We start from the raw sequence: 16,516 nt of genomic DNA, 5'->3' as shown, positions 1-16,516 counted from the left end.
AAGCGACGGGCGCACCACGAGCAGCAGACACGCGAACCAGGGAGCAGCGACTGATGAACCGGCAGGACACCGCACCCGCACCCCGTACGGCCGAACCGGTCCAGGCCGTCTGCCTGGGGGAGTCGATGGCTGTCCTGCTGGCCGACGGCCCCGGCCCGCTCGACACCGTCGGCGCCTTCCGGCCGTCCGTGGGCGGCGCCGAGTCCAACGTGGCCTGCGCGCTGGCCTCCCTCGGCATACCGAGCGCCTGGATCAGCCGCGTCGGCGACGACGGCTTCGGCCGACGGCTCACCGCCGAGGTCGGCGCCCGCGGCGTGGACACCAGCGCCGTCGCGGTCGACCCGCACCGCCCGACCGGCCTCTACCTCAAGGAGACCGGCGGCTCCGCGCACCGGGGGGACCTCGGCGCGGGCAGCAGTCGCCTGCACTACTACCGCACCGGTTCGGCGGCCTCCGCCCTCGGCCCGGAGCTGCTCGCGGATCCCGCCGCGGCGCGGTTGCTGAACGGGGCCCGGCTGCTGCACCTCAGCGGCATCACGGCCGCGCTCTCGGACAGTTGCCTCGACCTGGTACGGGCCCTGCTGGCCCCCGCGCACCGGCGCCCCGACACGCTCGTCAGCTTCGACCTGAACTGGCGCCCCGCCCTGTGGCACGACCGCGACCCCGGGGTCCTGCGCGCCCTGCTGGACGCGGCCGACCTCGTGCTCCTCGGCGCGGACGAGGCCGAGGCCGCCTTCGGCACCGGTGATCCGCGGGCGCTGCGGGCCCTGTTCCCCTCGCCCGCCACCCTCGTCGTCAAGGATTCCGGCAACGCCGTCACCGCCCTGACCCGGGACGGCCGCACCGTCACCGAACCGGCGCTGACCGTGGAAGTGGTGGAGGCCACCGGGGCGGGCGACGCCTTCGCCGCCGGGTACCTCGCCGGTACGCTGCGCGGCCTCGACCAGCGCAGCCGACTGCGGCTCGGCCACCTCAGCGCGGCCGCCGCGCTCACCGCGCACGAGGACCACGGAGTACCGGCCGAGGCGTCGGTCCTGAACGACCTCCTCGGCGCGTCGCCGCAGCAGTGGGCCGCGACCTCGGTCACGGCGGGTGGCATCGTGTCACCCCTGTCGACCACTCCATAGACCCGAGCCGGAGCGCCACCACCCATGAGCCAGACCGTCACCCGCGCCCTGCGCCTCCTCACCGAGCTGGGCGAGGGCGAGCGCTCCCTCGAACAGCTCGCCCACGTCCTCGACGTGCACAAGACCACCGCGCTGCGACTGCTCCAGAGCCTGGAGGAGGCGCGGTTCGTGTACCGGGACGCGGGCTACCGCTACCACCTGGGCGCCGGTCTGTTCGCCCTGTCCAGCCTGGCCCTGGAACAGCGCGGCATCCGCCGCACGGCCGCCCCGCACCTGGCCGCGCTCAACGCGGACACCGGGCAGACCGTGCACCTGGCCGCGTACGAGGGCGGCGAGGTGGTCTACATCGACAAGTACGACTCCCGGCACCCCGTGCGCATGTACTCCCGGATCGGGCTGCGCGCGGCCCTGCACAACACGGCCGTCGCCAAGATCCTCCTCGCCGACCTCCCGGAGGCCGAACGGCGCCGCGTGGTCGAGGGCGTCGAGTTCACCGTCCACACCCCGAACACGATCACCACCCCCGAGGCGCTCCTCGCCGAGCTCGACAAGGTCGCCGCCCAGGGGTGGGCCGAGGACCACGCCGAGCACGAGTCCTTCATCAACTGCATCGCCGCCCCGATCCGCGACGCCTCCGGGCGCGCCGTCGCGGCGGCCTCCATCTCCGTACCGGACGTGGTGCTCCCGTACGAGCAGGTCCTGGAGCTGCTCCCCGAGCTCCTGGCGGCCACCCGTGCCATCTCGGCCGACGCGGGCTCCCCGTCGGCCGACTCCTGAACCACCCCTCTCCCCGACCCCGAACACCCCACCACCACAAGGAGACATCATGAGCGACAGCACCACCGAGAAGACCGAAGTCCGCACCGACGGCGCCCCCGCCCCCGCCTGGATGTTCTCCCAGGGCGTGCGCAAGGGCCCGATCCTCCAGGTATCCGGCCAGGGCCCGCAGGACCCGGCGACCGGCGAGTACCTCTACCACGGGGACGTCAAGGCCCAGACCCGGCGCACCCTGGAGAACGTCAAGGCCATCGTCGAGGCGGGCGGCGCCACGATCGAGGACGTCGTGATGTTCCGCGTCTACCTCACCAAGCGGGCCGACTTCCCGCTGATGAACGAGGTCTACGCGGCCTTCATCGACGAGAACATCGAGCCGGGCGGGGTCAAGCCGTGCCGGACGACCATCTTCGTGGAACTCCCGCAGGAGCCGATGCTGGTCGAGATCGACGCCCAGGCCGTGATCGGCTGAGCGGCCGGCCCCGCCGGGCCCCCGGCGCGAGGGTTCCGCGGTTTCCGCCCGGGCGCCGGTGGTCTGCGTGGATCATGGCGAGCGGTGCCCGCCCGGGCGCCGCGCTCATGATCACGATGGAGGGAACCGTATGACGGGCGGAGCTTTCACCGATTTCTCCGGCACGTACGAACTGGTCAGCAGCGAGGGGTACGACAGGTACCTGGAGTCGATCGAGGTCGACGCGGCTACCCGGGAGGCCCTGGCGTCCGACCCCCAGACGGTGAAGATCGTGCAGGAAGGCGACCACTACACCTTCCGGAGCACCGTCGCGGCGAAGGAGTCCGTCCTGCAGTTCACCCTCGGCCAGGAGTTCGTCTCCAACTACGGTTACGGCGACGACCGCCAGGCCAAGGGGATAGCCCGCCGCGACGGGAACCGCATCATCCTGCAGCGCAAGGGCGGCGACTGCGAGACCACCGCCGTCTTCGGCGTCGACGACGACGGCCTCGACACGTACCTCAGCGGCCCGAACGCCGTCACCGCCCAACGCCGCCACAAGCGCCGCCCCTGACCGAAAGCCCCAGCGAGCGTCCCCGCCCCACCACCGGGGCCGCCCGCCCGGGGCGCGTGCGACCGGTGGGGTGAGAGTGGCGGGCGGCGTGGTGGGCTTCCGCGGCGCGGGGCGGGGCGTGTGTGAGGATCGCCCCGGGTGACCGCCCCGCCGTCCCCGCCGCAGGAGGACCCTTGTTCCACCGGCCCGCCCTCCCGCGCGGAAGAACCGCCGTCGCCGCCGCGTCCGTCGCCCTCCTCGGCCTGCTCCTGACCCTGACGGCCGGGGCCGCCCCCGTGCCCGCCGCCCCGAGGTCGGCGCCCGGGCCGGTGGTGCGGACCGAGGTCGGCGCGGCCCCGGGCAGCACGACGGCCCTGGCCGGTTACGCGATCCAGTCGACCGCGAAGGTCACCGACTCCGCGACCGCCGTGTCCAGCCCCGGCTATCGGGCCACCGGCTGGTACCCGGCCGGCCCCCGCTCCACCGTCCTCGCGGCGCTGCTCGCCGCGGGCGTCCATCCCGACCCCTTCTACTCCACCCGGCAGCAGCGGATCCCGGCCGAGGACTTCGCCGTGCCCTGGTGGTACCGGGCCGACCTCGTCGTGACGGACCCCGCGATCCGTACGTACCTGGACTTCAGCGGGGTCATGTCCGCCGCCGATGTCTTCGTCAACGGCCGCCGGGTCGCCGGGGCGAACACCGTCACCGGCGCCTACACCCGGCACGAGATCGACCTCACCGACCTGATCCGGACGGGCACCAACACGGTCGCCTTCCGCGTCCTGCCCAACGACCCGCGCAAGCACCTCACGATGGGCTGGCTCGACTGGCTGCAAACGCCGCCCGACCGGAACATGGGCATCGTCCGCGACGTCACCGTGCGCCGCGGCGGCCCGGTCGCCCTGCGCGACGCGCACGTGGTGAGCGCCCTGGCCCTACCGGCGATGTCCTCGGCCGACCTGACCGCCAAGGCCCGCGTGCGCAACGACTCGTCGGCGCCCGTCACCACGACCGTGTCCGGCACCGTCGGCCCGGTGGCCGTCAGCCGGAGCGTCGGGCTCGCACCCCACGAGAGCAGGACGGTGGTCTTCTCCCCGGCCGACCACCCCGCACTGCGCCTGCGCGCGCCCCGCGTGTGGTGGCCCGCGGCGATGGGGCGCCAGCCGCTGTACCGCCTCGACCTGACCGCGACGGTCGACGGCGCCCCCTCCGACACCGCGCACGAGACCTTCGGGATCCGGGAGGTGCGGGCGCCGCTGAACGCCGACGGCGCCCGTCGGTACGAGGTCAACGGCCGCCCCCTGCTGATCAAGGGCGCCGGTTGGTCCCCGGACGCGTACCTGCGCTGGGACCGCACCTCCGTGGAGGACCGCCTGCGCTACGCCCTGGACCTCGGGCTGAACACCCTGAGGCTGGAAGGGCACATCGAGCCGGACGAGTTCTTCGACCTCGCCGACCGCCACGGGATCCTGACGCTGCCCGGCTGGGAGTGCTGCGACAAATGGGAGGGCGAGGTCAACCGCGGGGGATCGGGGGAGCGTTGGACCCCGGCCGACTACCCGGTGGCCAAGGCTTCCATGGCCGCCGAGGCGGCCCGACTGCGCCACCACCCCAGCGTGATCTCCTTCCTGATCGGCAGCGACGCCGCGCCGAACCGGCAGATCGAGCAGGGCTACCTCGACGCCCTGAAGGCCGCCGACTGGCGGGCCCCGGTGATCCCGGCGGCCTCCGCCGCCGCCGCGCCGCTCACCGGCGCCTCCGGAATGAAGATGACCGGTCCCTACGACTGGGTCCCGCCCCGCTACTGGTATGACAAACGGGCGGGCGGAGCCAGCGGCTTCAACTCGGAGACCAGCGCGGGCCCGGACGTACCGACCCTGGACACGCTGCGCCGCATGATGTCCCCGGCCGAGCTGGACAGCCTGTGGAAGGACCCGGGCGCCGCCCAGTACCACCGCTCGCCCTCGGCCACCTTCGCGACGCTGAAGCTGTACGACGAGGCGTTGTCCCGCCGCTACGGCCCCCCGACCGGCCTGGTGGACTACGTGCGCAAGGCGCAGCTCGCGCAGTACGAGGCCGTGCGCGCGCAGTTCGAGGCGTACGCCCGCCACGCGAAGGACGCCTCCGAGCCGTCGACCGGGCTCATCTACTGGATGTTCAACAGCGGTTGGACCTCGCTGCACTGGCAGTTGGTCGACCGCTACCTCGATCAGGGCGGCGCCTACTTCGGCGCGAAGAAGGCGAACGAACCCCTGCACGTCCAGTACGGCTACGGCGACCGCACGGTGGCGGTCGTCAACAACCGGGCGTCCGGGGCCTCGGGGCTGACGGCGCGGGCGACGCTCTTCTCCACCGACGGTACGCGGCGCTACGACCGCACGGTGACCGGCGTCGGCGTCGCGGGCGGGGGCGCGAGCAGCGCCGTACTCACCCTGCCCGCGTCCGTCGCAGGGCTGTCCACGACCTATCTGGCCCGGCTGGTCCTCACCGACGGCGCGGGGCGGGAGGTGAGCCGCAACGTGTACTGGTTGTCCACGCAGGACGACGAGCTCGACTACGCGGGCACCAACTGGTACTACACACCCACCCGCTCCTACGCCGACCTGCGCGGCCTCGCCGGGATGCCGCGCACGACGGTCACCGCGCGGGCGTCGACGCTCGCCTCCCCGCAGGCCGGGGGTTCCACCACCGGCACGTCCACGACGACCGTGACCCTGCGCCACGACGGCACGGGGAAGGCCCCGGCGCTGCTCACGGACGTCCACCTCGTGGGGGCGCGGGGCGCGCCCGTGCTCCCCGTGCGGTGGAGCGACAACCAGGTCAGCCTCTGGCCGGGGGAGTCGACGACGCTCACGGCGACCTACCGGACCGCCGACCTGCACGGAGCGGCGCCGCGGCTGCGGATCTCCGGGTGGAACACCCCGACGCTGACGGTTCCTGCCCACTGAGCGCGGGCGGGCGTATCCCTGCGGCGCCCGGCGGACCGGCCGGTCCTCAGGCGCCGGTGCCGGGCTGCGGCGTGCGCCAGCCCGCCATCTGCTCGCGGAACTTCGGGCACCCGACGATGTCCTCCTCGCCGCACAGGAGGGCGTGGCTCAGGAGCTGGTGGGCGTGGTCGAGGTCGACCATGCGCCGCTCGATCTCGACGAGCTTGTCGCGGAGCATCGCCTGACGCGCCTCCTGCTCCTCCTGGAACGCGCGGATCTCGACCAGGGTCAACCCGGCCCGCTGGCACTTGCGCAGCAGCACGATCCGCTGCGCCGCCTCCGGAGGGTAGCGCCGCTGCCCGCTCCGGCGCTCGGGCCGCGGGAGCAGGCCGTGGCGTTCCCAGTACCGGATGGCCGAAGCCGGTACGCCGGTGACCTCGGCCAGTCGGCCGATCGTCATGCGCGGGTCCTCCACGCGTCCCACCCCGTTCCACACCGCTTGACTTGAACCTTAGTTCAAGTTGAAGAGTGGGCGGCAGGTGGACGGCGGCGCACGGGCGCCGCCGGCACCCCAGCCGAGAGAGGCCGCGATGACGGACGTACAGGAAGTGAAGGAACGGGCCGAGCAGCTCGTCGAAGCCGCCAGGACGCTCTTCGAAGCGGGAGTGATGTCCCACTCCGGGCACGCGAACCTGAGTGCCCGGATCGACGAGGAGAGGTTCCTGCTGACGCCGGGCTTCGTCCGGGGGCTGAGGCCCGAGCAGCTGGCGACGGTCGGCCTCGACGGGCGGGTGCTGGAGGGCGAGCTGCGCTCCGTCAGCGCCGAGATCATCACCATGCACAGCGCGGTCTACGCGGCCCGCCCGCGGGTGGGATCGGTGATCCACACGCACTCGCCCGCCGCGACGGCCTTCGCGGTGGCCCACCGGCCGCTGCCCTGCCGTACGGAGCCGATGCTGAGGTTCGGGCAGGCCGAGGAGGTCCCGGTGGTCCCCTGGGGCCCCCGCGGGTCGGACGTGTCGGTGCGCGGCATCGCCGAGGTGCTGGAGCACCGCCCGACGACGGCCGCGGCCCTGTTGGCCAACCACGGACTGCTCGTCTTCGGCCCGGACCCGGCGGCCACCGCCCACCTCGTGGTGGCCATCGAGGAGAGCGCCGAGGCGGAGCTCGCGGCGGCCGCGATCGGCGGGGCCGTGGACTTCCCGGAGGGCGCCGTGGAGGCGGTGCGCGCCTCGATCGCACGGGTGTCGTCGTGACGGGCGACGGGGCGCTCGCCCCGCGGACCGACGCCGTCCGGGAACGCTACGTCGCCACGCTCGGGTCGGTGCCCAGCGGGGTGGAGGAACGGCTGCGGCTGGCCCGGGAGTTCGACAGGCTGCCCACCGAGGAGGCGCTGGCGGCGCTGCGGCACGTCGTGCTGACCGAGAACCCGTTGGGGGCGCGGGTACAGCAACTCGTCCACTTCGGGCAACTCTTGTCCCTCGGCCGGGACCATCCCGCGCGCCTGCACGCCCGGGGCGCCCTGCACGCGGGCGCCACCGTCGCGGACCTGATCGGGGTCGCCGAGACGGCGCTGATCACCTCGGGCGTACCGGCCTACGCGCTGGGCACGGAGATCATCGCCGAACTCGCCCCGCCCGGATAGGGCAGGTCGAGGGACCGGCAGGATCCGAAGGAGACGGCCTACGCGGCGGCGCACTTCCCGCCGGTCGTCGTGCCCGAGGTGTGGGAGAGCGACAGGGAGACGGCCAGGCCCGAGGCGTCGGCCCGGGCGCCGGTCAGCCGGGCGCCGTCGGGGAGTTCGCCGACCGGGACCGTGCGCGGGGCGAGCTTCTCGGTGAAGGCGGACGCCCCGGGGAAGCCCGCGAGCGACTCGATCGGCATGGTGCGGCCCAGCACCGTCACGGTGGTCGGGGTGACGGTCAGCCCGTCGGCCGCGGCGGTGACACCGGCGTGGACGGTCACGGGCAGGCTCAGGGCCCCGGTGCCCGCGCGGCCGGTCAGGGTCAGGCCGCCGCCGTCGCCGCCGACCGTCATTCCCGGAGCCGTGTCGGACAGCCGCTTCTGCAGGGCGGCGTACGGGACGCTCGCCGTCGCCGTCCCCCCGCTGGTGGTTCCGTCGGTGGTGACGTCGTGCAGATCGGCCCGGACGTCCATCTCGGTGTCGGCGTGCTGCACGCGGCGCGCCTCGATGCGCACGGTGCCCAGGTCGCCGGTGAGCGAGCGCAGCCCGGCGAGCGGGTCCAGCAGGTCGGCCGTGACCGAGCCCTGGGGCGAGAGCCGGCAGGCGGCCGCCCGCTCGATGCGCTGCCGGGCGACGTGCTCGACGGTGAGGTCCGTGACCACGCCGGCGGCCGTCAGCGTCAGGCCGACGGCTATGAGCACGGGGACGGGGCGGCGGAGCAGGGGGCGGCTGGACTTCACGGCGCGGTGGTTCCGATCTCGTGCAGGATGTCGAAGGAGCGGATCAGGAGGTGCGCGGGGGCGGCGGCGGTGACGGTGCCCGCCTGGCGGCGGCGGCGCTGGGTGCGCAGCACGGCGCGGACCGAGGACATGGCCGCCCCCGCGATCACCGCGGCCCGCAGGTCCGCGTCGGGCGCGTCCTTGGGGAGCCGCTGCTCGACGAGGAGGGTGAGCCGGTCCTCGAAGGCGGCGAAGGCCTCGACGAGCCGGGCCGCGATCAGCGGCTCCGCCCCTTCGATGGGGTGGGTCAGGGCGGTCAGGGTGGAGGCGGCGAACGGCTGCGCCGCGGTGAGCAGCGCGTTGCAGATCGCGCTCAGCGGGTCCTCCTCGGGCGGACGGGTGGCGAGGGCCGCCTCGACGTACTCGAACAGCAGGTTCATGTCCGGCAGCAGGAGGGCCTCCTTGCTGTCGAAGTAGCGGAAGAAGGTCCGCTCCGAGACGTTCGCGCACGCGGCGATGTCCGCGACGGTGGTGCCCGCGAAACCGCGTTCGGCGAAGAGCGCGGCGGCCCCCTCCCGGAGCCTGGTGCGGGTCAGCTCCTTCTTGCGTCGCCGCAACCCCGCGTCCGTTCCTGTCTCTGTCCCTGCCCCGGCGGCGGGTTCGATGCGCATGGCAGCAGCCTAGCAATCGCGTCACCCCTGTCAATTGTCAGTCCTGCCACTTTGCCTCTATGGTCGTCCGTGTCATTGGTGTCAGTCCTGCCACTTTCTGGAGTCGCCGTGTCTTCCGCACGCTTTCGAGGCCCGGCCGCGGTCCGGGCCGATCCCGATCCCGAACCCGCCGCCGGACCCGCGCCCGATCCGGCCGGTCCCGGCCGTCCGGGCCGTCTCGGCCGCCTCGGCGGCTTCTGCGCACGGCACCCGCTGTGGGTGATCGCGGCCTGGCTGCTCCTGCTGGCCGCCGTCTTCGCGGGCCGCCAGGCCGTCGGGCCGACGTACAGCGACGAGGTGTCCCTGCCCGGCAGCCGCTCCCACACCGGCGCGGAACTCCTGGCGGCCTCCGCCCCCGGCGCCGGCGCCCCGAACGGGCGCGTCGTCCTGCATGTGGACTCCGGCACGGTGGCGCAGCACCCCGGCGCGGTGGACCGTACGCTCGCCGACCTCCGGGCGCTGCCGCACGTGAGCGCCGTCTCCCTGCCGACCACCAGCGCGGACGGCCGTACCGTCGCCGCCACCGTCTCCTTCGACCGGCAGGTCAAGACCCTGGGACACGGCTACACCGAGCGCCTCGACGAGGCCACCGCCCCCGCCCGCGCCGCCGGTGTCCAGGTCGCCTACGGCGGCGACCTGAACCAGGTGGTGCGCGAGCCCGCCGACGACCGGACCGCCGAACTGATCGGCATCGCCGCGGCCCTCCTGATCCTCCTGCTCGCCTTCGGCAGCGTCGCCGCCGCCCTGCTACCCCTGGTCACCGCGCTGCTCGCGGTGGGCGTCGGGCTGGGCGCGGTCGGGATCATCGCGGGTGTCGTCACCTTCGCCACCTCCGCCCCCACCCTGGCCACGATGATCGGGCTGGGCGTGGGCATCGACTACGCGCTCTTCCTGACCACGCGCTTTCGCCAGGACCTCCTCGACGGCCACGATCCGGTCGCCGCCGCCTCCCGCACCACCGCCGGTAGCGGCCGGTCCGTCCTGGTCGCCGCCGTCACCGTCGCGGTGGCCATGCTGAGCCTGTACGCCTGCGGCCTGAGCCTGATCGGCAAGCTCGGGCTGGCCGCCGCGATCGCCGTGGTGGTCACCGCCGCGGCCTCGCTGACCCTCGTGCCCGCGGCGCTCGGCTTGGTCGGCCGCCGGATCGACCGTGTCACCGTGCGCCGCCCGGTCGCGGAGACGGGCGGGGAGCGCGACGGGTGGCACCGCTACGCCGCACTCGTCGCCCGGCGCCCCTGGGCCTTCCTCGCGGCGGGCACGGCGCTGCTGGCGCTGTGCGCCGTGCCGATGTTCTCGATGCGGCTCGGCCACGTCGACGACGGCGCCGACGCCCCGGGGACGGTCACGCGCAACGCCTACGACTGGACGGCCGGGGCCGAGGGCCCGGGATTCGGCCCCGGAGCGGCCGGCACCTTCGTGGTCGTCGCGGACGTCAGCCGGGCCACCGTCCCGGTCGACCGCATCGGCACGGGGCTCTCCGACGCCCTGCGCGCCACCCCGGGGGTCGCCGGGATCACCCCCGTGACCGCCAGCGCGGACGGGAAGCTGCTGATCACCACGCTCACCCCCACCTCCGGACCGCAGAGCGCGGCCACCGGGCACCTCTTCACCGAGCTGACCGACACGACCCTGCCCGAGGCGCTCGACGGCTCCGGAGCGCGCGGCTACCTGACCGGGTCCACGGCCGGGCAGCTCGACTTCCGGGACACCGTCACCGCACGCCTGCCGTACATCATCGCGATCGTGCTGGCCGCCGCGCTCCTCCTGCTCACCGCCGTCTTCCGCAGCGTCGTGATCCCGGTCAAGGCGGTGCTGATGAACCTCCTCACCACGGCCGCCTCCTACGGGATCCTCGTCGCGGTGTTCCAATGGGGCTGGGGCAGCGCCCTGTTGGGGCTGTCCGAGCCCGTACCCATCGAGTCCTACGTGCCGATGATGATGTTCGCGATCGTCTTCGGCCTGTCCATGGACTACGAGATCTTCCTGCTCTCCTCCGTCGCCGAGACCTACCGGCGGACCGGGGACAACACCCTCGCGGTCGGCACCGGCCTGTCGGTCACCCGCCGGGTCATATCCAGCGCGGCCTTCATCATGACCGCGGTCTTCCTCGCCTTCGCCGCCTCGCCCACGGTCGTGGTGAAGATGCTCGCCCTCGGCCTCGCCGTCAGCGTGGTGCTGGACGCGACCGTGGTGCGGCTGATGCTGGTGCCGTCCGCCATGTTCCTGATGGGCAGGGCGAACTGGTGGCTGCCCCGCCGACTCGACCGGATCCTGCCGCGGATCCACTCCTGAGCGACGCGGCTCACCCCCGGGCGGGAGCGCTCCGTTCGAAGGTCCGGAGCAGGTCCGCCGCGACGCTGACGGCGATCGTGGCGGGCTCCTTGCCGGTGATGCCCGCCGTTCCGATCGGACTCTTGATCCGATCGATGGCGGCGGCGTCGTGGCCGCCCTCCGTGGACAGCCGGCGGCGGAACCGCGCCCATTTCGCGGCCGAGCCGATCAGGCCGATCGAGCCGAGACCGGGCGTGCGCAGGGCCGCGTCGCAGAGGGCGGCGTCCTCGGCGTGGTCGTGCGTCATGATCAGGACGTGCGTGCCGGGCGGCAGCTCGGCGAGCACCTCCTCCGGGAGCAACGGCGTGTGGTGGACGCTGACCTGGGCCACCGCGTCCGCGAGCACGCCGAGCCGCTCCTCGGCGAGCACGTCGGCGCGGGAGTCCACCAGGTGCAGATCGAGGCTGTGGCGGGCCAGGATCCGCGCCAACTCCAGCCCGACGTGCCCGACGCCGAAGATCGCCACCGCCTGGACCACCGGCAGCGGTTCGAGGAGCACGCTCACCGCTCCGCCACAGCACTGCACGCCGTGCCGACCGGTGACCTTGTCGTTGAGGGCGAACTCGATCAGCTCGGACTCCGCTCCGGGCATCCCGATCAGCTCGCGGGCCCGGTCGATCGCGACGGCCTCGATGTTGCCGCCGCCGATCAACCCCCAGGTCTCGCTCCCGCCGACGACGAGTTTGGCACCGGCCCCGCGCGGGGCGTGGCCGCGCACGGTCGCGACGGTCACCAGCACGCCGGCCTCCCGGCGGGCCCGCAACCGCGCGACCGCGGCGACCCAGGACATGTCAGGCATCGCGCGGAGCGCCCTCGTGGAGGAGGAACGCGGTGCCGCTCTTCCCGCCCGCGCCGTCGTCGCCGTCCGGCCGCACGCCGCCCGCGCGGGCCGCTTCGACGGCCCAGTACACGGCTTCCGGCGTGGCGGGGGAGGCCAGCTCCACGCTGGTCCCGGCGGGCCCGAACGCGGCGGCCGCCTGCCGCAGCGCCTCCCGCACCGAGAAGGCCAGCATCAACGGGGGCTCGCCGACCGCCTTGGAGCCGTAGACCGCCCCCTCCTCGGTGGCGTTCTCCAACAGCCTGACGTGGAACTCCGTCGGCATCTCCGAGAAGCTCGGCAGCTTGTAGGTGCTCGCGGCCTGGGTCAGCAGCCGGCCGCGGTGGGGGCCCTCACCGTCGTCCCAGCGCAGGTCCTCCAGCGTCAACCAGCCGGCGCCCTGTACGAAACCGCCCTCGACCTGACCGATGTCGATCATCGGGGACAGGCTGTCGCCGACGTCGTGCACGATGTCCACCCGCCGGATGCGGTAGGCGCCGGTGAAGCCGTCCACCTCCACCTCGGCGGCGGCCGCGCCGTAGGAGAAGTACTTGAAGGGGGAGCCGTGGAAACTCTTCGCGTCCCAGTGCAGTCCTTCGGTCCGGTAGAAACCGGCCGCCGACAGCTGGACCCGCTGGAAGTACGCGGTGCGCACCAGATCGTCCCAGGCCACCTCCCCGTCGCTGCCGAGGGCGCGCGCGACGCCCCCGACGACGCGCACGTCCGAGGCGTTCGCACCGAGCAGGGTGGCGGCCACCTGGAGCAGCCGCCCGCGCAACTGCTCGCAGGCGTTCTTGACCGCGGCGCCGTTGAGGTCCGCCCCGGCACTGGCGGCGGTGGCCGAGGTGTTGGGCACCTTGTCGGTCCGCGTGGGCGCCAGCCGCACCTTGTGCAGCGGGATGCCGAGCGTGGTCGCGGCCACCTGCAGCATCTTCGTGTGCAGGCCCTGTCCCATCTCGGTGCCGCCGTGGTTGATCAGGACCGAACCGTCCTTGTAGATCAGCACGAGGGCGCCCGCCTGGTTGAAGGCGGTGAGGTTGAAGGAGATCCCGAACTTGATCCCCGTCAGCGCGATCGCCCGCTTGGTGTGCGGGTGCGCGGCGTTGAAGACGGCGATCGCGCGCCGACGCCCGGCGAGGTCGGCGTCCTCCTGGACCTCCCGCCAGACGGTGGAGATGCGTTCGGGGTGGCTGACCGGCTGCCCGTACGGCGTCGAGTGCCCCGGCCGGTAGAAGTTGCGCTCCCGCAACTCCATCGGGTCCAGGCCGAGCAGCGGCGCGCACCGGCCCATGACGTCCTCGATCACCAACATGCCCTGCGGGCCGCCGAAGCCGCGGAAGGCGGTGTTGGAGACCTTGTTGGTCCTGGCGATGCGGCCGCGGACGCGGGCGTTGGGGATCCAGTAGGTGTTGTCGATGTGGCACAGTGCGCGCGCCACGACCGGCTCGGAGAGGTCCAGGCTCCAGCCGCCGTCGGCCGTCAAGGTGGCATCCAGGGCCTGGATGCGGCCCTCGGCGTCGAAGCCGATCTTCCACGAGGCGTGGAAACCGTGCCGCTTGCCCGACATGGTCAGGTCCTGGGTGCGGTTGAGCCGCACCCGTACGGGCCGACCGGTCAGCCGGGCACCGAGCGCGGCGATCGCGGCGAAGCCGTGCGGCTGCATCTCCTTGCCGCCGAAGCCGCCGCCCATGCGCAGGCACTGCACGGTCACCTCGTGGCTGTGCAGGCCGAGGACGTGCGCGACGATCTCCTGTGTCTCCGAGGGGTGTTGGGTGCTGCTCTGGACGAACACCTGCCCGTTCTCGTCGATCAGCGCAAGCGCCGCGTGCGTCTCCAGGTAGAAGTGCTCCTGGTCGGAGAACTGCAACTCGCCGGTGAACACGTGCGCCGAGTCCTCGAAACCGGCCTCGACGTCCCCGGTCACCATCTCGGGCCGGGCGCCGTGGAAGCTGCCGGCCGCGATCGCGTCCTGGAGCGTGATCAAGGAAGGCTGCTCGTCGAGGTCCACCTCGACGGCCGCCGCGCCGAGCCGGGCCGCCTCCAGGGTCTCGCCGAGCACCCAGGCCACCGCGTGCCCGTGGAACATGACCTCGTCGGGGAAGAGCGGTTCGTCGTGCTTCATCCCGGCGTCGTTGACGCCCGGCACGTCGGCGACGGTCAGGACGCGGACCACGCCCGGCACGGCGAGCGCCGGTTCGGTGCGCAGGCCCGTGATCCTGCCGCGGGCCTTCATGACCTGGACCGGGTGCGCGTGGAGCACGTCCTTGGTACGGGCGACCAGGTCGTCGGTGTAGAGCGCGGCGCCGGTGACGTGCAGGGCGGCGCTCTCGTGCGGCACGGAGACGCCGACGACGGGCATCTCGGGACGTTCGGACAACTGGCTCATGACGGCACCGCCTCGGTGGTTCGCGCGTACAGCTTCAACAGGCTCTGGCCGAGCATCGCGGAGCGGTACTCCGCGCTGGCGCGGTGATCGTCCATCGGCGTGCCCTGGCCCCGGAGCACCCGGGCCGCGGCCTCGACGGTCCGCTCCGTCCACGGCCGGCCCTCCAGGGCGGCCTCGGTGGCGAGGGCGCGGATCGGGGTGGCGGCCACCCCGCCCAGGCCGATCCGCGCCCTGCGCACGACCCCGTCCTCGATGTCGAGCGCGAAGGCGACCGCGACGCTGGAGATGTCGTCGAAGCGCCGCTTGGCGATCTTGTGGAAGGCCGTGACCGGCGACAGCGGAAGCGGGACGCGCACGGAACGGATCAGTTCGTCGGGGCGCCGGACGCTCTGCCGGTAGCCGGTGAAGTAGTCCGCCAGCGGTACGACGCGTTCCCCGGCCGCGTCGGCGAGCACCACCGACGCCTCCAGCGCGAGCAGCGCCGGCGGGCTGTCGCCGATGGGGGAGCCCGTCCCCAGATTGCCGCCGAGCGTCGCGCCGTTGCGGATGAGCCGCGAGGCGAACTGCGGGAACAGCTGGGCCAGGAGCGGGACGCGGCCGTCGAGCCGCCGCTCGATCTCGGTGAGCGTCAGCGCCGCACCGATCTCGATGTGGTCCGTCTCGACGCGCAGTTCACGTAGTTCGGGCAGTCGGTCGACGGCGACCACGCAAGGCGCCCGGCGCGCGCGGATGTTGACCTCCACGCCCCAGTCGGTACTGCCCGCGACGACCACCGCGTCGGGGCGCTCGCCCAGCATCCGCAGGGCGTCGGCCAGCGTGCCCGGTCGCAGGAAGGAGCCTTCGTCGCGGGTGTACCGGGTGGCGACCGGCTCCGGCGGAGCCAGTTCGCGACGCCGTCCCAGCGCATCGTCCGGCGCGGGCGCACCGACGGCGAAGGCGGCGTCGCGGATCGGCCGGTAGCCGGTGCAACGGCACAGGTTCCCGCTCAGCGCGTGCAGGTCGAAGCCGTTCGGGCCGTGTTCGGCGTCGTCGTGCGCGTCGCCTTCGGCGCGGGCGTGTGCGTGTGCGTCGCCGTCGTCGTGGGCGGTGTCGGTGTCGGTGTCGGCGGCGGGGCAGCGGTCGGGCCGGTAGTACTCGGCCGCCATGCTGCAGACGAACCCGGGCGTGCAATAACCGCATTGGGAGCCGCCGCGCAGGGCCATCTCCTCCTGCACGGGGTGCAGGACGGGCGGCGCGCCCGCTGCGCCGGGGACGGCGAGGCCCTCGGAGGTGATGACCTCCTGGCCGTCGAGCGCGGCCACCGGGACCAGGCAGGCGTTGACGGCCACCCAGTCGGTCGGCTTGTGCACCCCGGGGCGGGCCACCAGCACCGAACAGGCGCCGCACTCGCCCTCCGCGCAACCCTCCTTGGTGCCGGTGAGGCCGCGCTCGCGCAGGAAGTCCAGCGCCGAAGTGTGGGGCGCGGCCGGAGCGATGGGCATCTCCTGCCCGTTGACCGTGATCCGCGCGGCTACCACGGGGCGTTCCCCGTTCGAGGCGCGGTCGTCGTGGTGAGGGTCCTGATCGCCATGTCGGGAGCTTTCTTTCTCGGGTGGCGCAGCTCAAGGGACCGGCGCGCGCGTCCGCACGCGAAGGCGTGCCGCGGCCGGTGGGCGAGCGAAGGCGGTGGAAGGAAGAGGAAGAGGAGAGGGTGGCGGGGCCGCAAGGGGGCGCGCCGGGAGGGGGGCTGCTCAGCAGCCGTGTGCGAGACGGCCCGGAGTCCAGGCGGTCTCGTGAGCGAGGCGGTGCGCGCCGGAGATGGTGGACATCGGACGTCGCCTCCTGCCATGTGCTCACGAATGGGTGCGCTGACGCTACGTCGCCGCGGGACCTTCGGTCAAGCCGACGGGCCCGGACCCGTTGCGTCCGGCGGAACGCGACGTCGCCCCGCCCCCGGGGGGGCGGGGGGGGGGGGGACGTTGGGGTGGGGCGGGGGGGTGAGGGGGGGGCGCGGGTAATTATTTTGGGGGTTTTTACCGCGGAGTACCCCCCCCAACA

Annotated in this window: 14 protein-coding genes; 8 read left to right on the top strand and 6 right to left on the bottom strand. The window is 73.4% G+C overall.

What is annotated here, in order from left to right; all coding sequences use genetic code 11:
- Positions 1–53 precede the first annotated feature (53 nt).
- The 5 genes from ACFWAR_RS29520 (at position 54) to ACFWAR_RS29500 (ending at position 5,853) form a co-directional block, all read left to right on the top strand.
- Positions 54–1,127, top strand: coding sequence for a sugar kinase (locus ACFWAR_RS29520; RefSeq protein WP_385783473.1), 1,074 nt, complete (start codon positions 54–56; stop codon positions 1,125–1,127).
- Between the two features lie 24 nt (positions 1,128–1,151).
- Entirely contained in the window at positions 1,152–1,904 is a 753-nt protein-coding gene (locus tag ACFWAR_RS29515) for an IclR family transcriptional regulator (RefSeq protein ID WP_385783470.1), read from the top strand.
- Positions 1,905–1,953: 49 nt separating this feature from the next.
- Positions 1,954–2,373, top strand: a complete 420-nt coding sequence (locus tag ACFWAR_RS29510; protein WP_385783468.1) for a RidA family protein — start codon at positions 1,954–1,956, stop codon at positions 2,371–2,373.
- A gap of 130 nt (positions 2,374–2,503) precedes the next feature.
- Positions 2,504–2,926 (top strand): lipocalin/fatty-acid binding family protein, encoded by a 423-nt coding sequence (locus tag ACFWAR_RS29505; protein WP_385783465.1) that lies wholly within the window; start codon positions 2,504–2,506, stop codon positions 2,924–2,926.
- A gap of 173 nt (positions 2,927–3,099) precedes the next feature.
- Positions 3,100–5,853 (top strand): exo-beta-D-glucosaminidase, encoded by a 2,754-nt coding sequence (locus ACFWAR_RS29500; protein ID WP_385783462.1) that lies wholly within the window; start codon positions 3,100–3,102, stop codon positions 5,851–5,853.
- A gap of 46 nt (positions 5,854–5,899) precedes the next feature.
- Here the strand turns inward: ACFWAR_RS29500 and ACFWAR_RS29495 are convergent, their stop codons facing one another.
- A complete protein-coding gene (locus ACFWAR_RS29495) occupies positions 5,900–6,292 on the bottom strand; it encodes a MerR family transcriptional regulator (protein WP_385783459.1) in 393 nt (130 codons plus the stop codon).
- A gap of 130 nt (positions 6,293–6,422) precedes the next feature.
- On the opposite strand from ACFWAR_RS29495, the gene ACFWAR_RS29490 reads away from it, so the two are divergent.
- On the top strand, positions 6,423–7,088 hold the full coding sequence (locus ACFWAR_RS29490; RefSeq protein WP_385783457.1) for a class II aldolase/adducin family protein: 666 nt from the start codon (positions 6,423–6,425) through the stop codon (positions 7,086–7,088).
- On the top strand, positions 7,085–7,477 hold the full coding sequence (locus tag ACFWAR_RS29485; protein ID WP_385783454.1) for a carboxymuconolactone decarboxylase family protein: 393 nt from the start codon (positions 7,085–7,087) through the stop codon (positions 7,475–7,477). Before ACFWAR_RS29490 ends, ACFWAR_RS29485 begins: the two co-directional genes overlap by 4 nt.
- A 38-nt stretch (positions 7,478–7,515) precedes the next feature.
- Here ACFWAR_RS29485 and ACFWAR_RS29480 read toward each other — a convergent pair whose 3' ends face one another.
- Positions 7,516–8,256 carry an LmeA family phospholipid-binding protein gene (locus ACFWAR_RS29480; RefSeq protein WP_385783451.1) on the bottom strand — a complete coding sequence of 247 codons (741 nt, stop codon included), beginning with the start codon at positions 8,254–8,256 and terminating at the stop codon, positions 7,516–7,518.
- On the bottom strand, positions 8,253–8,906 hold the full coding sequence (locus tag ACFWAR_RS29475; RefSeq protein ID WP_385783448.1) for a TetR/AcrR family transcriptional regulator: 654 nt from the start codon (positions 8,904–8,906) through the stop codon (positions 8,253–8,255). The genes ACFWAR_RS29480 and ACFWAR_RS29475 overlap by 4 nt, the downstream gene beginning before the upstream one ends.
- Positions 8,907–9,014: 108 nt before the next feature.
- On the opposite strand from ACFWAR_RS29475, the gene ACFWAR_RS29470 reads away from it, so the two are divergent.
- A complete protein-coding gene (locus tag ACFWAR_RS29470) occupies positions 9,015–11,237 on the top strand; it encodes an MMPL family transporter (protein WP_385783446.1) in 2,223 nt (740 codons plus the stop codon).
- A gap of 10 nt (positions 11,238–11,247) precedes the next feature.
- Here ACFWAR_RS29470 and xdhC read toward each other — a convergent pair whose 3' ends face one another.
- From xdhC to ACFWAR_RS29455, 3 genes are read right to left on the bottom strand one after another with little or no spacing between them, the layout of a single operon-like run.
- Positions 11,248–12,066, bottom strand: a complete 819-nt coding sequence (xdhC, locus tag ACFWAR_RS29465; RefSeq protein ID WP_385783552.1) for a xanthine dehydrogenase accessory protein XdhC — start codon at positions 12,064–12,066, stop codon at positions 11,248–11,250.
- A gap of 1 nt (position 12,067) precedes the next feature.
- Positions 12,068–14,479 (bottom strand): xanthine dehydrogenase molybdopterin binding subunit, encoded by a 2,412-nt coding sequence (gene xdhB, locus ACFWAR_RS29460; RefSeq protein ID WP_385783443.1) that lies wholly within the window; start codon positions 14,477–14,479, stop codon positions 12,068–12,070.
- Positions 14,476–15,996, bottom strand: coding sequence for a xanthine dehydrogenase small subunit (locus tag ACFWAR_RS29455; RefSeq protein WP_385783440.1), 1,521 nt, complete (start codon positions 15,994–15,996; stop codon positions 14,476–14,478). Before ACFWAR_RS29455 ends, xdhB begins: the two co-directional genes overlap by 4 nt.
- Positions 15,997–16,516 lie beyond the last annotated feature (520 nt).

The organism is Streptomyces sp. NPDC059917, assembly GCF_042730635.1.
In the GTDB taxonomy this organism is placed as follows: Bacteria; Actinomycetota; Actinomycetes; order Streptomycetales; family Streptomycetaceae; genus Streptomyces.
Note: the sequence above shows the minus strand (reverse complement) of the source record. Positions and strands in the feature narration are given on the sequence as shown.

Bases quoted from the DNA above. Each gene is read 5' to 3' on its own strand.
- ACFWAR_RS29520 (WP_385783473.1), top strand. From the start codon at position 54: ATGAACCGGCAGGACACCGCACCCGCACCCCGTACGGCCGAACCGGTC.
- ACFWAR_RS29515 (WP_385783470.1), top strand. From the start codon at position 1,152: ATGAGCCAGACCGTCACCCGCGCCCTGCGCCTCCTCACCGAGCTGGGC.
- ACFWAR_RS29510 (WP_385783468.1), top strand. From the start codon at position 1,954: ATGAGCGACAGCACCACCGAGAAGACCGAAGTCCGCACCGACGGCGCC.
- ACFWAR_RS29505 (WP_385783465.1), top strand. From the start codon at position 2,504: ATGACGGGCGGAGCTTTCACCGATTTCTCCGGCACGTACGAACTGGTC.
- ACFWAR_RS29495 (WP_385783459.1), bottom strand. From the start codon at position 6,292: ATGACGATCGGCCGACTGGCCGAGGTCACCGGCGTACCGGCTTCGGCC.
- ACFWAR_RS29490 (WP_385783457.1), top strand. From the start codon at position 6,423: ATGACGGACGTACAGGAAGTGAAGGAACGGGCCGAGCAGCTCGTCGAA.
- ACFWAR_RS29475 (WP_385783448.1), bottom strand. From the start codon at position 8,906: ATGCGCATCGAACCCGCCGCCGGGGCAGGGACAGAGACAGGAACGGAC.
- xdhC (WP_385783552.1), bottom strand. From the start codon at position 12,066: ATGTCCTGGGTCGCCGCGGTCGCGCGGTTGCGGGCCCGCCGGGAGGCC.
- xdhB (WP_385783443.1), bottom strand. From the start codon at position 14,479: ATGAGCCAGTTGTCCGAACGTCCCGAGATGCCCGTCGTCGGCGTCTCC.